This window comes from Streptomyces polygonati (assembly GCF_042650325.1).
In the GTDB taxonomy this organism is placed as follows: domain Bacteria; phylum Actinomycetota; class Actinomycetes; order Streptomycetales; family Streptomycetaceae; genus Actinacidiphila; species Actinacidiphila polygonati.
Window position 1 is genome coordinate 322,364 of record NZ_JBHSBB010000019.1, and the last position, 14,090, is coordinate 336,453.

The following is a 14,090-nucleotide window of genomic DNA, read 5'->3' on the forward strand; positions in this document are numbered from 1 at the left end:
CGAGGAGGGCGGCGCCCGAGAGGGGCGCACCCGCCGACCGGGCGGCGACACAGCCCCGTAAGCCCGGTGGGGAGGCCGGGAACTGCGTCACGGAACCCGCCGACGGCCTCATGCCGGGCCTCCGCGCCCGGTGACCTGCGCCGCCTCGATCGCGTCGGCCAACCGGTCGAAAACCGCTTCCACCTGCTCGTCGGTGATGGTCAGCGGGGGCAGCAGCCGCACGACGCTGGCGTGCCGCCCGCCTAGCTCCACGATCAGGCCGCGCCGCAGCGCCTCCTGCTGGACCCGGGCGGCGAGCCGCGGCGCGTTGGGCAGCGTGCCGAAGTCGTCGGGCTCGGCGGAGCTATCCACCAGCTCCACGCCGATCATCAGACCGCGGCCTCGTACATCGCCGATGCAGGCCTGGTGGGCGGCCAGTCCGCGCAGGCGGCTCATCAGACGGTTGCCCAGCGTCTCGGCCCTCTCGTGCAGTCCGTGCTGCCGGACGAAGCGCAAGGTGGCGGTGCCGGCGGCCATGGCGAGCTGATTGCCGCGGAAGGTGCCGGCGTGGGCGCCGGGCCGCCAGACGTCGAGATCCTCGCGGTAGACGATCACCGCGAGCGGCAGGCTGCCGCCGATCGCCTTGGACAGCACCATCACATCGGGCACGATGCCGCTGCGTTCGACCGCCCAGAAGGTGCCGGTGCGCCCGACCCCGGTCTGCACCTCGTCCACGATCAGCGGGATGCCGCGGGCCGCGGTGATCTCCCGCATCCGGCGCAGCCAGCTGTCGGGCGCCGGGATCACCCCGCCCTCGCCCTGCACCGCTTCGACGAGCATCGCGGCCGACGGCAGCACTCCGCTCTTGGGATCGTCGAGCGATTGCGCGATCCAGCGCGCGGACAGCTCCGCGCCCCGGTCGCCGCCCACGCCGAACGGGCAGCGGTAGTCGTACGGATACGGCAGCCGGGTGACCCGGGCGTCCGGGTCACCGGCGGCGGAGCGGACCGCGACGTCCCCGGTGGCGGCGAGGGCGCCCGCGGTCATGCCGTGATAGGCGCCGGAGAAGGCGAGCAGGCCGCCGCGCCCGGTGGCGATCCTGGCGAGCTTGACGGCGGCCTCCACCGCGTCGGTGCCGGCCGGGCCGCAGAACTGGATCCGGCCGTGCTCGGCGAGCTCGGCCGGCAGCGTCTCGAACAGGGCGGTGGTGAAGGCGTCCTTCACCGGGGTGGCGAGATCGAGCACCTGCAGCGGCGCCCCCGAGTCCAGCACGGCTCTGATGGCCTCCAGGACGACGGGGTGATTGTGGCCGAGGGCCAGGGCGCCTGCCCCGGACAGGCAGTCCAGATAGCGGCGCCCGTCGGCGCCCTCCACCGTCATGCCCCGCGCGCGGACCGGCACCACCGGCAGCGAGCGGGCGTAGGTGCGCGCGGCGGACTCGCGCTGCGCCTGCCGGCGCAGAATCCCCTCCCCCGCGATGAAGTCGTCGGCGACTGCCGCCAGTTGTTCCGGCGCGCTCGACAAGGCCGCCACCATTTCCCTCCTCCGGCTCCGCATGCTGTCTCGTCGTCCCCCATCCGTACTAACGACGCGGTGACGAACCGATCACGGGGGGTTGACAGACTTTCCGTACGGAACCGGGCGGCGCGGCCGTTCGTCCCCCACAGCGTCAGGGACCGTGCGGCGCGAGGAGATCCGGGGGGACCCGTCCATGTCATCGTCCACAACACGCAAACGCGGACGCGTGGTTGCGGCCGTGGCCGCCGCCGTACTGCTGGCCGGCACCGCCACCGCGTGCGGCTCGGCGGGATCGGGGGACTCCGCCGACCGGAAGCCCTCCGGATCGGCGACCGCCGGTGGCGACCACGGCCTGCCGAAGCTCCCGACGTCCTTCCCCACCAGTCTCGACGACCTCAAGAAGTGGGAGCAGGCCTACAAGGACGGCGGTTGGAAGGACTGGGACAAGTCGTCGTGGCTGCGCAAGGCCGCGGACTTCGTCAACCCGGTGATCGACGGTCTGTGGAGCGACGACCGGATGAAGAACGCCGATCAGAGCGACAAGCGCGTCTCCGGTGCCATCACGGCCGACCAGGGCCGGACGGATCCCGCGCCGGCCCCCGTGCCGGCCCGTCCGGTCGCCGCGCCCTACCACGACAACGCGCCGGGCGTCGGCAAGTTGTTCTTCGACGGCCCCCAGGGCTCGATGGTCTGCTCGGCCACCGTGGTGGCGGACCCGGCGCACCCGGGGAAGTCCGACCTGGTCTGGACGGCCGGCCACTGCGTGCATGCGGGCCGGGCGGGCGGCTGGTACCGCAATGTTGCCTTCGTCCCCTCGTACGACGACGGCGGCCTCGACGCGGACGCGCTCAAGGGCGCTCCACGTGACGTACTGGCGCCCTACGGCGTGTGGTGGGCGGACGGCGCGAGCACCTCCGACCAGTGGATCGCCTCCGGCTCGGCATCCGGTGGAAGCGGTTCGCCGTACGACTTCGCGGTGCTGCACGTGGTTCCGGAGCAGGGCGCGGGCGGCAGGTCACTGGAGGAGACCGTCGGCGCGGCGGTGCCGGTGTGGTTCGACGCGCCCTCGGCGACGACGATCGGCGTCGTGGGGGCGTGGGGCTATCCGGCGGCGGCGCCCTACGACGGGCAGCGGATGTACTCCTGCGCGGGGCGGCCCGGGCGGCTGTCGGCGGACGCCGCGGCGCCGACCGAGTACCGGATCGGGTGCACGATGACCGGCGGCTCCTCGGGCGGCGGCTGGTTCGCCACCGGGCCCGACGGCAAGGCCGCCCTGATCAGCAATACCTCGATCGGTCCGGTGACCAACACCTGGCTGGCGGGACCGCGGCTGGGCGCCGTGGCGGAGAAGATGTTCGACGCGATGAGTCGGAAATTCCGCTGAGCGCTCGGGCCGTCCGACGCGACGCGGGCGAGAGGCATGCACGAAGGTAAGGACCTGCCTCAAGGAGGCAGGTCCTTACCTTTGTCTCTGGCTGCCTACGCGGCCGCCGCTCTCAGTGCCGTGCGACCAGCGTGAACGGTCCGAGTTCCGCGGCCAGTTCCTCGTGCACCCGCACCTTCAGCAGCGTGCCGTCCCCGGTGTGCTCCTCGGACAGCACCTCGCCGCCGACATGCACCCGGGAGACCAGCCCGCCGTGGGTGTAGGGGACCAGGGCCTCCACCTCCACCTCCGGCCGGGGCAGTTCCCGGTCGAGGAGTTCGAGCAGTTCGGGGATGCCCTTCCCGGTACGCGCCGAGATCGCGATCGCGTGCTTCTCGTTGCGCAGCAGGCGCTGGAGGACCAGCGGGTCGGCGGCGTCCGCCTTGTTGACCACCACGATCTCGGGCACGTCGAGCGCGCCGACGTCGCGGAAGACCTCGCGGACCGCGGCCAGTTGCTCCTCGGGCACCGGGTGCGAGCCGTCCACCACGTGGAGGATCAGATCGGCGTCGCCGACCTCCTCCATGGTGGAGCGGAAGGCCTCGACCAGATGGTGCGGGAGGTGCCGGACGAATCCGACAGTGTCCGTCAGGGTGTACAGCCGTCCGCCCGGCGTCTCCGCCCGGCGCACGGTCGGGTCCAGGGTGGCGAACAGCGAGTTCTCCACCAGCACCCCGGCTCCGGTGAGCCGGTTGAGCAGCGAGGACTTGCCCGCGTTGGTGTAACCGGTGATCGCCACCGAGGGGACCTTGTGGCGCTTGCGCTCCTGGCGCTTGAGGTCGCGGCCGGTCTTCATCTGCCCGATCTCCCGGCGCATCTTCGCCATCTTCTCGCGGATGCGCCGACGGTCGGTCTCGATCTTGGTCTCACCGGGACCACGGGTCGCCATGCCACCGCCCGAGGAGCCGGCGCCACCGCCACCCATCTGCCGGGACAGCGACTGACCCCAGCCGCGCAGTCGCGGCAGCATGTACTGCATCTGGGCCAGCGACACCTGCGCCTTGCCCTCACGGGACTTGGCGTGCTGGGCGAAGATGTCGAGGATCAGCGCGGTCCGGTCGACCACCTTGACCTTGACGACGTCCTCCAGATGGGTGAGCTGGCCGGGGCTCAGCTCACCGTCGCAGACGACGGTGTCGGCACCGGTCTCCATCACGATGTCGCGCAGTTCCCGCGCCTTGCCGGAGCCGATGTAGGTGGCCGGATCCGGCTTGTCGCGGCGCTGGATCACCCCGTCGAGGACCAGGGCGCCGGCGGTCTCGGACAGCGCGGCCAGCTCGGCCAGCGAGTTCTCGGCGTCGTCCACCGTGCCGCTGGTCCAGACGCCGACGAGTACCACGCGCTCCAGGCGGAGCTGCCGGTACTCGACCTCGGTGATGTCCTCGAGTTCGGTCGACAGTCCGGCGACCCGGCGCAGCGAGGCCCGGTCGTACCGGTCCAGCTGCTGGCCGTCCCGATCGCCGTCGATCTGCTGACTCCAGGCCACGTCCTCTTCCATCAGGGCGTCGGCCCGAAGGCTCTCGGGAAGGCGCTGGCGGTTGTCCGAAGAGGAAGAAGGTGTGGAAGTCATTTGATCCTTTGGTCGTACGGTCAATGGTCCGGCGGCCGGTCAGGTGCCGTCATTGCTGATGGTCCCACGTGCGGCGGAAACGGTCACGCCGGTTTACCCGGCCGTTTTTCAGCGCGCATGCCCACTGGGCACCCCGCGCACACCACCGTCAGTGGGATAACGGCTCCCGGACCGTCGGAATTCCCTCACTCCTCCCGGTCCGCCCACGCCACGGCGGGCCGGGCCCGGTAGACGTCGTAGACCCCCGGCACCGAGCGCATCGCCCGCATCAGGGCGCCCAGCGCCCGCGGGTCGGGAAGCTCCACGGTGTAGGAGTGGAGGACCCGGTGCTCCTGCGGGGGCTCCACCGCGGCGGAGACGATGCCGATGTCCTGCCCGGCAATGGCCTCGGTGAGGTCGGCCAGCAGTCTCGGCCGGCTGAGCGCCTCGGCGAGTACGGTGGCGCGGTATCCGCCGGCCGGGCTGCCGTCGCGCCACAGGACGGGCACCGGTTCGCGTCCGGCGGCGGTCATCCGGACGGTGGTCGGGCATTCGGTGCGGTGTACGGCCACGGTGCCGCCGCGGATGACGAAGCCGGTCACCAGGTCGGGCGGCACCGGCGTACAGCAGCGGGCCAGCCGTACCGCCGCGTCCGGCACATCGGTGACGGCTACCGGCTCGGCGGCCGGCCCGGCGGCGGGGAGAGGCACCGGGCGTACCGCCGGGGTGCGTCTGGGCTGGTCCTGGCCGGTCGCGTCCGGATGCTGGGTGAGCCATCGGGTGATCGCGATCCGGGCCGCGGGGGTGATGGCGTGCTCCAGCCAGTCCTTGTCGGGCCCGGAGGTGGCGGAGTCGTCCATCAGCAGCTGGAGGGTGTCGCCGTCGCGCAGCCGGGTGCCCAGCGGGGCCAGCCGGCCGTTGACCCGGACGCCCACACAGGCGTGCCCGAAGGCACCGTGCACCGCGTAGGCGGCGTCCACACAGCCGGCCCCGGCCGGCAGCCGCACCGTCCCGGAGGCATCACCGCCCTGGTCGGTGAAGACGGTGATCTCGCGGTCCTGGGCGAGATCGTCACGCAGCGCGCTCCAGAAGGTGTCGGCGTCGGGCGCGGCGCGCTGCCACTCCAGCAGCCGGGCGAGCCAGCCGGGCTGGGTCGGATCGACCCGCACGCCGCTCTCCCCTTCGGCCGGGGCCGCCGCCTCCGCGCCGGCGTGCGGGTCGCCGAGGGCGATCACTCCCGCTTCGGCCACCCGGTGCATCCGGTGGGTACGGACCAGCACCTCGGCGATCCGGCCCTGCTCGTCGGCGACCGCGGTGTGCAGGGACTGGTACAGGTTGAACTTCGGGGCGGCGATGAAGTCCTTGAACTCGGCGATCACCGGGGTGAAGCAGGTGTGCAGCTCGCCGAGGACCGCGTAGCAGTCGGCGTCCTCCCCGACGCGGACCAGCAGCCGGCCGAAGTCGCAGCCGCCGAGCCGTGCCCCGCCGCGTTTGAGCAGCAGCCGGTGAACGGAGACGGCGTGCCGGGGCCGGACGGCGACGTCAGCGGCGATACCGGCCTCGCGCAGCACCGCCCGCAGGCTGTCGGCGACCGCGGCCAGCGGATCGGGGCTGGCGGCGTGGGCCTCGATCATCGCCCGGGTGCGGGCGTGCTCCTCGGGATGGAGCGTGGCGAAGACCAGGTCCTCCAGCTCCGACTTGAGCGCCTGGACGCCCAGCCGCTCGGCCAGCGGAATGAGCACATCGCGGGTGACCTTGGCGATACGGGCCTGCTTGTCCGGCCGCATGACGCCGAGGGTGCGCATGTTGTGCAGCCGGTCGGCGAGCTTGATCGACATCACCCGGACGTCGCTGCCCGTCGCGAGGAGCATCTTGCGGAAGGTCTCGGGCTCGGCCGCGGCGCCGTAGTCGACCTTCTCCAGTTTCGTCACACCGTCCACCAGATAGGCGACGGCCTTGCCGAACTCCCGCTCGACCTGGGCGAGTGTCACCTCGGTGTCCTCGACCGTGTCGTGCAGCAGTGACGCGGTGAGCGTGGTGGTCTCGGCGCCGAGTTCGGCCAGGATGAGGGTGACCGCGAGCGGATGGGTGATGAAGGGCTCACCGCTCTTCCGGGTCTGGCCGCGATGCGAGGACTCGGCGAGGACATACGCCCGCCTGAGCCGTTCGATGGCCTCGGGGCCGGCCGCGGGCTGGCGCGCGCGGTGGACCTTGATCAGATGCTCGATGGCGCCGGGCAGCCGGTCCCGCCCGCCCGAGCCGCCGAGCAGCGCCGCGCGGCCCAGCAGCCGAAGGTCGAGCCGGCGCAGACCGCGCTTCCGCTCCACCGCGGAACGTCCCACGTCGAGCGCGGGCCGTCCCGCGTTCACCGCGTTGTCTGCGCTCATCGACCCTCCGGCAGCGTGAACCGGCAGCGGGAGCCCTCCGCGACCCGGGGGCCGCGCCGGTGATTGATGCTACCGAGCCCACCACGTGTGGCAGTCGCGCTCTCGCCGAGAGTGATCCCCGTCACCCATTTGAGCGAAGGCGTACGGGGTTCTCGACCGGATACGTCCTGGTACGCCTGCGCCCCGCGGTAAAGGCGATCCGCGGCGGACGGGCGGGGCAGATCCCCGCGCGGCCCGCCGTGCCTCTCGCCGTACGCGCCCCGCCCGGTCAGCCGGCGAGCCAGGCGGGGTCTATGAAGCCCTCGGCGAGGATCACGGCGGGCCCGGTCATCTCGACCTCGCCGTCGGTGCCCTCGCTGATCACCAGCCGCCCGCCGGGCACATCCACCGTGTACGTGACGGGCCGGCCGGTCACCGCCGGGTCCAGGCCGTCCCGGCGGGCCGCGGCCACCATCACCGCGCACGCGCCGGTGCCGCAGGAGCGGGTCTCGCCGGAGCCGCGCTCATGCACCCGCAGCGCCACATGACGGGGGCCGCGGTCCACCACGAACTCCACGTTGGTGCCGGTCGGATACGCAGCGGCGGGGGTCACGGCCGGCGCCCGCAGCAGGTCCCCGGCCTCGTCCAGGTCGTCGACGAAGGCGACCACGTGCGGATTGCCCATGCTGACGTGCAGCGCCGGCCAGCTCCGGCCGGCCGCGCCGACGGTGACCTCGCCGCCGGGGAGCACCGCGCGCCCCATCCGTACCGTCACGTCGCCGGGGGCGCCGTCCTCGGTGTCCTTGGCGATGTGCACCCGGCGCACCCCCGCGCGGGTGGCGACGGCCAGGTCCCCGGCGCCGGCGAGCCCGGCGCGCCGCAGATACCGGGCGAAGACGCGCACTCCGTTGCCGCACATCTCGGCGACGCTGCCGTCGCCGTTGCGGTAGTCCATGAACCATTCGGCCTCTGCCGCCTGGGCCGCCGCCTCCGGGTGGGCGGCCGAGCGGACCACCCGCAGCAGGCCGTCGCCCCCGATGCCGGCCCGTCGATCGCACAGCCGCGCCACGACGGCCGGGGACAGGTCCAGCAGGCCGTCCGGGTCGGGAACGATCACGAAATCGTTCTCGGTCCCATGGCCTTTGAGGAAGGCCACCGGCTCGGTCGGGGCGGGTTCGGATCGGGCGTTGGATCGGGCTTCAGTCACGTGTCCGATCGTACGCGGGGAGCGCCGCCGGGCGCGGGGCCGCCGCAGCGACCTGTGGACAACCGGGGCGAACCGATGCGGCGCGCCCGGACCCGGCGCGTATCCCTGCTCGGCGTCTGCTCGGGCCCCTGCTCAGCGCAGCCGGGCGATCCGCCAGACCGCGAGGACCGCGAGCAGTCCGATGGCCCCCGCGTAGCCGAGGACGTAGCGCCAGTCCGGCCGGGCACCGGAGCCGCGCGCGGGCAGTCCCGGCCAGGTCTGGCCGATCCGGCGGGCCGCCATCAGGCCCCAGCCGGCGGCGCAGCAGAAGAGCAGCAGACCGAGCATGGCCACCACCGCCCCGGCGTCCCCGGACTCGAAGGCGAGCGGGAAGGCGAACATCAGCGAGCCGCCGACCGCCAGCGCGATGATCGGGGCCAGCTGCCAGATCCGCAGCCGCCGCTGGGGCCGCAACTCCCCGAAGGACTGACCGTCCTCGATGGGCGGAAGGTGCTCGGTGGACCCCAGGGGTTCCAGCGGGTCAAGCGGATCAAGAGGGTCGAGGGAACCGAGAGGGTCAAGGGGGTGCAGGGACCCGTTCAGGCCCAGGGACCCCCCTGGCTCCAAGGGTTCGAGTCGGTCGAGAGGCTCCTCGGCCGCAAGTGACTCCAGTGATTCGCGGTGCGGACGGGGCTCCGGAAGCCCCTGGTCCCCCTGTGACGCATGGGACATGTCCACGTCCGCCGCTCTGTCGCGTCCCGGTGGGGTGTCGCGTGGGCCGACTGCCATCGCCACGCGCCCTCCAGAATCTCCGACACACAGCTACCTGAAGCTCGATGATGGCACGCATGAGGGGCCGCTCCCGGACACCGGGGCGTCCCGATGCCATCACGTGATCAGGCTGTGACCGCTTCCTGGAGCAACATCAGCGCCTGGTCGGCGAGTTCCGGTCCCCGGGTGCTCAGCCAGTGCACCCGCCGGTCACGCCGGAACCACGAATCCTGACGGCGGGCGAAGCGCTTGGTGGCACGTACCGTCTCGGCGCGTGCCTCCTGCTCGGTGCAGTCGTCGCCGAGCGCGGCGAGCACCTGCTGGTAGCCGAGCGCGCGGGACGCCGTACGCCCCTCCCGCAGGCCCACGGCCTCCAGGGCGCGGACCTCGGCGACCAGGCCGGCCTCCCACATCCGGTCGACCCGCAGCGCGATACGCTCGTCGAGTTCGGGCCGGGGCACGTCGACACCGATCTGCACCGTGTCGTACACCGACTCGTGGCTGGGCAGATTGGCGGTGAAGGGACGGCCGGTGATCTCCACGACTTCCAGCGCGCGCACGATCCGGCGGCCGTTGCTGGGGAGTATGGCGCGGGCGGCCTCCGGGTCGACGGCGGCCAGCCGGGCGTGCAGGGCGCCGGGTCCCCGCATGTCGAGTTCGGCCTCCAGCCGGGCCCGGACCTCCGGATCGGTGCCGGGGAACTCCATGACGTCGAGGGCGGCCCGCACATAGAGGCCCGAACCGCCGACGAGCACGGGGACGCGCCCTGCCGCGTGCAGCCGGTCGATCTCGGTGCGGGCCAGCCGCTGGTAGTCGGCGACGTTGGCCGCCTCGGTCACGTGCCAGATGTCCAGCAGGTGGTGCGGGATGCCCAGCCGTTCCTCGTGGGTGAGCTTGGCGGTGCCGATGTCCATGCCGCGGTAGAGCTGCATCGAGTCCGCGTTGATCACCTCGCCGCCCAGCGCCTGCGCGAGGGCGACGCCCAGGTCGGATTTCCCGGCCGCGGTGGGTCCGACGACGGCGATCACACGGTTCATCACTCCCCCAGTCTCGCAAAGATCTGAGGGTGACCTCGATCGAATGAGCACTCCGGGGCCGACACGGCGCGGGAATCGGGCGGCGCGAGTAAGGTCGGAGAGGGAGAGGGCGTTTTGTGATGGTTTCGGCACGACGCGAGCCATCGGGTGCGATGGGGCATCCCGCCCGTCCCCTGGCAGTCATCTTCGAGGGAAGGTGCCAGATGAGCTTCATGGACACGCTCAAGGACAAGCTCGGCATGTCGAAGGACCGGACCAACGACATCACCCGGCAGCACCAGGACGACGTCGAGCCCGGGAACGACAAGGGTGGTCAGAACCCCGAGTCCGGCATGCAGGACCCGAAGGACGCGATGGACGACCGCCAGGACAGGGGCGACGGCCCCGCCTGACGAGAGGCGTCCAGCGCTCCGCCGAGGACCGGCGAACGAGCCCGCCACCCGAACCGGACAGCCGCGGATTTCCACCATCCGCGGCGAGTCCATGCCCGGACCCGCGAGCTGCGGCAGCGGCACACCCACGCGTCAAGCGCAGCACGGCCGGACCGCCCAACGGCGCCGCCCGATTGGCGTTCAGATGCCGGGTCAGGTCCAGGCCGCCACGAAGTACCCGACGCCGTAGGGCGACGACTCGTGCAGCAGCTCGCCCCCCAGACCGGAGCCGTCCGCCGCGCCGGCGAGCACCTGCCAGGGTGCCCGGCCCGCGGCCTTGAGGGCGTGGGCGAGTTCCGGATCCAGCGCGGCCAGCGCCCGGGTGTCGGCCGCCGCCAGAGCGGCGGCGACGCCCGCGTCGAAGGGCACGGCCCGCTCGTCCAGATAGCCGGGCGCCTTGACCGTACGGCAGGCACTGCCGTCACCCATCACCAGCAGCGCCACCCGGTCCGCCGACCCGGCCACAGCCCGTCCGGTGGTCGCGCAGCGCTCCTGCTCCAGCCGCTCCCCGACCCCGAGCCCCTCCACGGGCGCCGCCCTCCAGCCCCGCAGCAGCCAGGCGGCCACGGCCAGGGACGGCGGCAGCGACCGCCGGTCCTCGCCGCGCGGTACGTCCCCGGGCAGCGTCACGTCGTCGGGCAGCGCGGTATCCGCCGGTCCGGCTCCTGCCAGGACCGGCACCGACAGCTCCTCCGGCGGTGACGCGGGGGGCTCGCCCAAGGTGACGTCCAGCGCCACCCCGAAGGGATGGAAGGATCCGGCGGTGCCTTGCGCGAAGACACCTCGGCCCGGCCGCTCCGCCGGGCCGATCACCACCAGCCGCTCCGGCCGGGACGCGGCCAGCACCCCCACCGCGTCCGCGCAGGCCGCACGCAGCTCATCGAGCTCGGCGGCGGCCCCCGCGGCGACTTCGGGGACCAGCAGTGGCGGACAGGGACAGACGGCAGCGGCGACCAGCATGATCGGAACCCTACCCACGACCTCTGACAACGCGTGGAGTCCGGGCCCGGCAAGCCCTTGACCAGGCGCGCGGCCCGGACCGAACCCGGTCGCGGGCGGCCCGCCGAGCCGGGTGGAACGGCCCTAGCAGGCGCAGCCGTCCGCCGGGGCGCCCGACGGCACCGGAACGGGCTGGGCAGCCGGAACCCCGATGGTGGGGATGCCCAGCATGACGCCGGTCGGGCGGGGCGCCGGAGCCGCTGTGCGGCGCTCCCATGCGTCGCCCGCGCGGGTGCGGCGGACCGCGAGCGGCCGCTGCTCGGCGAGCAGGTGGTGCGGAGCGGCGTAGGTGACCTCGACCGTCACCATGTCACCGGGCCGGACCGGCTCCGCGGGCCGCTCGAAGTGCACGAGGCGGTTGTCGGGGGCGCGCCCGGACAGCCGCCTGGTCGCGTCGTCCTTGCGCCCCTCGCCCTCGGCGACCAGGACTTCGAGGGTGCGGCCGACCTGCTTCTTGTTCTCGCTCCAGGAGATCTCCTCCTGGAGGGCGACCAGCCGCTCGTACCGCTCCTGCACCACGGCCTTGGGGATCTGCCCGTCCATCTCGGCGGCGGGGGTGCCGGGCCGCTTGCTGTACTGGAAGGTGAACGCCTGCGCGAAGCGGGCCTGCCGCACCACGTGCAGCGTCTCCTCGAAATCCTCCTCGGTCTCGCCGGGGAAGCCCACGATGATGTCGGTGGTGATGGCGGCGTCCGGCATCGCGGCGCGCACCTTCTCGATGATGCCGAGGTAGCGGTCCTGGCGGTACGAACGGCGCATCGCCTTCAGCACCCGGTCGGAGCCCGACTGAAGCGGCATGTGGAGCTGATGCATCGCGTTCGGGGTCTCGGCCATGGCGGCGATCACGTCGTCGGTGAAGTCGCGCGGGTGCGGCGAGGTGAAACGCACCCGTTCCAGGCCCTCGACGCGGCCGGTGGCCCGCAGCAGCTTGCCGAACGCCTCGCGGTCGCCGATCTCGGAGCCGTAGGCGTTGACGTTCTGACCGAGCAGGGTGACCTCGATGACGCCCTCGGCGACCAGTGCCTCCACCTCGGCGAGGACGTCGCCCGGGCGGCGGTCCTTCTCCTTGCCGCGCAGGGCGGGCACGATGCAGAAGGTGCAGGTGTTGTTGCAGCCGACCGAGATCGCGACCCAGGCGGCGTACGCGGACTCGCGGCGCGACGGCAGGGTCGAGGGGAAGGTCTCCAGCGACTCGACGATCTCGATCTGCGCCTCGTCGGCGATCCTGGCGCGCTCCAGCAGTACCGGCAGCTGGCCGATGTTGTGGGTTCCGAACACCACGTCCACCCAGGGGGCCCGCTTGACGATGGTGTCGCGGTCCTTCTGCGCCAGGCAGCCGCCGACCGCGATCTGCATGCCGGGGCGGGCCGCCTTCTTCGGCACGAGCTGGCCGAGGTTGCCGTAGAGCCGGTTGTCGGCGTTCTCGCGTACGGCGCAGGTGTTGAAGACCACCACGTCCGCGCCGTCGGCGCCGTCGGGCGCGCGCACGTACCCCGCCTGCTCCAGGAGGCCGGACAGCCGCTCGGAGTCATGGACGTTCATCTGGCATCCGTAGGTGCGGATCTCGTAGCTGCGGGGAAGGGTGTCCTGCGCGGTCATGCCACCAGGGTAGGCGCTCCGCGGGTGTCCCCCGAACGGAGTCGCGGGGCGCCGGTGCGACGACCCCGCTCGCGGGGTCGAACGCGGCCCGGGCCGGGACCGTGACCGCGCCCCGGCACGACCCGGACGCACGGCGGACTTCCCGCCGTCCGCGGCGTCTTCCGCGGGTCGGCGCCTGCTGGCAGGATCGCGGGGCATGGATCTCTCCCACCTCGGCGGATGCCTGCGGGCGGCGCTCGACGGCCGGGCGGCCGGGCGGCGGCGGGCCGTGCAGGCCGTACTGGCGGCGGCCTCGGCGCTAGCGCTGCTGCTGTGGTGGCTGCTGCCGTCGGACGGCCCCTCGTATCCCAAGGCACCGATATCGCTGGCGACCGGCGTCGCCGACGGGGTGTACGACACCTACGGGGTGCTGCTCAAGAGCGATCTGCGGACCGCGCTGCCCGGGGTGCGGGTGGACCTGATGCACACCGAGGGATCGGTGGACAACATCAAGCGCGTGGCCTCCGGGCGCGCCGACTTCACCATCGCGGCGGCGGACGCGGTGGCGAGCTACCAGGGCCCGGGCAAGGCCGATCTGCGGGCCTGCGCCCGGCTCTACGACGACTACATGCAGCTGGTCGTACCGCGGGACTCCCCGGTGCGCTCGGCCCGTGACCTGCGGGGTCTGCGGGTGGGTGTCGGCCAGGCCGCCTCCGGCGTCAATCTGATAACCCGGCGGCTGCTCACCGCGGCCGGACTGGACATCGACAAGGACATCAGGGCCTTTCCGGTCGGCATCGACCAGGCACCGGCGATGCTGCTCGGCGGCAAGCTGGACGCGTTCTTCTGGTCGGGCGGGCTGCCGACCGCGGCGGTGACCGCGATGGCCACCCCGACGGCGCGGATCCGGCTGGTGCAGCTGGGCGATCTGGTGGCGAAGCTGCACACCATGGGATCGCGGATGCAGTACTACCGGCAGGCGGAGATGCCGGCCGACGCGTATCCGAAGGCGCAGGACGGGCAGGCGGTGGCCACCATCGCGGTGGCGAATCTGCTGGTCACCACGGATCACGCCGACCCGGGGCTGGTGGAGCGGCTGACCCGGGCGGTGATCGACAGCCGGGATGCGATCGGCAAGAAGGTGCACGCGGCGCAGCTGGTGGACCTGCGGACGGCCGTCTTCACCGATCCGCTGCCCCTGCATGTGGGGGCAGCGCGCTACTACCGGTCGGTCAAGCCGTAGCGCTCCGGTC

General features: G+C 72.7%; 11 protein-coding genes. 3 read left to right on the forward strand and 8 right to left on the reverse strand.

Features of this window, described 5'->3' with window-relative positions; translation table 11 throughout:
• Positions 1-108: 108 nt before the first annotated feature.
• The gene (locus ACFO3J_RS26985) at positions 109-1,515 is read right to left on the reverse strand and encodes a diaminobutyrate--2-oxoglutarate transaminase family protein (RefSeq protein ID WP_386434412.1); all 1,407 of its coding nucleotides are present in this window, start codon (positions 1,513-1,515) and stop codon (positions 109-111) included.
• 175 nt (positions 1,516-1,690) lie between these two features.
• Here ACFO3J_RS26985 and ACFO3J_RS26990 point away from each other — a divergent pair, with 175 nt between their 5' ends.
• Positions 1,691-2,881 (forward strand): trypsin-like serine peptidase, encoded by a 1,191-nt coding sequence (locus ACFO3J_RS26990; RefSeq protein ID WP_386434415.1) that lies wholly within the window; start codon positions 1,691-1,693, stop codon positions 2,879-2,881.
• Positions 2,882-2,993: 112 nt separating this feature from the next.
• On the opposite strand, the gene hflX is transcribed toward ACFO3J_RS26990, so the two are convergent.
• The 5 genes from hflX to miaA form a co-directional block, all read right to left on the reverse strand.
• Positions 2,994-4,490, reverse strand: a complete 1,497-nt coding sequence (gene hflX, locus ACFO3J_RS26995; protein WP_386434417.1) for a GTPase HflX — start codon at positions 4,488-4,490, stop codon at positions 2,994-2,996.
• A gap of 185 nt (positions 4,491-4,675) precedes the next feature.
• On the reverse strand, positions 4,676-6,856 hold the full coding sequence (locus tag ACFO3J_RS27000) for a RelA/SpoT family protein (protein ID WP_386434420.1): 2,181 nt from the start codon (positions 6,854-6,856) through the stop codon (positions 4,676-4,678).
• A 268-nt stretch (positions 6,857-7,124) separates the two neighbouring features.
• Positions 7,125-8,042 (reverse strand): diaminopimelate epimerase, encoded by a 918-nt coding sequence (gene dapF, locus ACFO3J_RS27005; RefSeq protein WP_386434423.1) that lies wholly within the window; start codon positions 8,040-8,042, stop codon positions 7,125-7,127.
• Positions 8,043-8,174: 132 nt separating this feature from the next.
• Positions 8,175-8,753: a hypothetical protein gene (locus tag ACFO3J_RS27010; RefSeq protein ID WP_386434426.1), complete on the reverse strand. Its 579-nt coding sequence runs from the start codon at positions 8,751-8,753 to the stop codon at positions 8,175-8,177.
• Between the two features lie 164 nt (positions 8,754-8,917).
• Positions 8,918-9,829 (reverse strand): tRNA (adenosine(37)-N6)-dimethylallyltransferase MiaA, encoded by a 912-nt coding sequence (miaA, locus tag ACFO3J_RS27015; protein WP_386434428.1) that lies wholly within the window; start codon positions 9,827-9,829, stop codon positions 8,918-8,920.
• A gap of 203 nt (positions 9,830-10,032) precedes the next feature.
• On the opposite strand from miaA, the gene ACFO3J_RS27020 reads away from it, so the two are divergent.
• Entirely contained in the window at positions 10,033-10,221 is a 189-nt protein-coding gene (locus tag ACFO3J_RS27020) for a hypothetical protein (protein WP_386434431.1), read from the forward strand.
• A 192-nt stretch (positions 10,222-10,413) separates the two neighbouring features.
• On the opposite strand, the gene ACFO3J_RS27025 is transcribed toward ACFO3J_RS27020, so the two are convergent.
• Together ACFO3J_RS27025 and miaB are read right to left on the reverse strand one after the other, a co-directional pair.
• Complete coding sequence (locus ACFO3J_RS27025) at positions 10,414-11,220, reverse strand: class III extradiol dioxygenase subunit B-like domain-containing protein (RefSeq protein WP_386434434.1); 807 nt, start codon at positions 11,218-11,220, stop codon at positions 10,414-10,416.
• Between the two features lie 123 nt (positions 11,221-11,343).
• The gene (gene miaB, locus ACFO3J_RS27030; protein ID WP_386434437.1) at positions 11,344-12,858 is read right to left on the reverse strand and encodes a tRNA (N6-isopentenyl adenosine(37)-C2)-methylthiotransferase MiaB; all 1,515 of its coding nucleotides are present in this window, start codon (positions 12,856-12,858) and stop codon (positions 11,344-11,346) included.
• A 196-nt stretch (positions 12,859-13,054) separates the two neighbouring features.
• Between miaB and ACFO3J_RS27035 the strand changes: the two genes are divergently transcribed.
• On the forward strand, positions 13,055-14,080 hold the full coding sequence (locus tag ACFO3J_RS27035) for a TAXI family TRAP transporter solute-binding subunit (RefSeq protein ID WP_386434440.1): 1,026 nt from the start codon (positions 13,055-13,057) through the stop codon (positions 14,078-14,080).
• Positions 14,081-14,090 lie beyond the last annotated feature (10 nt).

Excerpts from the sequence above, each read along its gene's own strand:
- ACFO3J_RS27010 (WP_386434426.1), bottom strand. The coding sequence starts at position 8,753 with ATGTCCCATGCGTCACAGGGGGACCAGGGGCTTCCGGAGCCCCGTCCG.
- ACFO3J_RS27025 (WP_386434434.1), bottom strand. The coding sequence starts at position 11,220 with ATGCTGGTCGCCGCTGCCGTCTGTCCCTGTCCGCCACTGCTGGTCCCC.
- ACFO3J_RS27020 (WP_386434431.1), top strand. The coding sequence starts at position 10,033 with ATGAGCTTCATGGACACGCTCAAGGACAAGCTCGGCATGTCGAAGGAC.
- ACFO3J_RS26985 (WP_386434412.1), bottom strand. The coding sequence starts at position 1,515 with ATGGTGGCGGCCTTGTCGAGCGCGCCGGAACAACTGGCGGCAGTCGCC.
- miaB (WP_386434437.1), bottom strand. The coding sequence starts at position 12,858 with ATGACCGCGCAGGACACCCTTCCCCGCAGCTACGAGATCCGCACCTAC.
- ACFO3J_RS26990 (WP_386434415.1), top strand. The coding sequence starts at position 1,691 with ATGTCATCGTCCACAACACGCAAACGCGGACGCGTGGTTGCGGCCGTG.
- ACFO3J_RS27000 (WP_386434420.1), bottom strand. The coding sequence starts at position 6,856 with ATGAGCGCAGACAACGCGGTGAACGCGGGACGGCCCGCGCTCGACGTG.
- hflX (WP_386434417.1), bottom strand. The coding sequence starts at position 4,490 with ATGACTTCCACACCTTCTTCCTCTTCGGACAACCGCCAGCGCCTTCCC.
- ACFO3J_RS27035 (WP_386434440.1), top strand. The coding sequence starts at position 13,055 with ATGGATCTCTCCCACCTCGGCGGATGCCTGCGGGCGGCGCTCGACGGC.
- miaA (WP_386434428.1), bottom strand. The coding sequence starts at position 9,829 with ATGAACCGTGTGATCGCCGTCGTCGGACCCACCGCGGCCGGGAAATCC.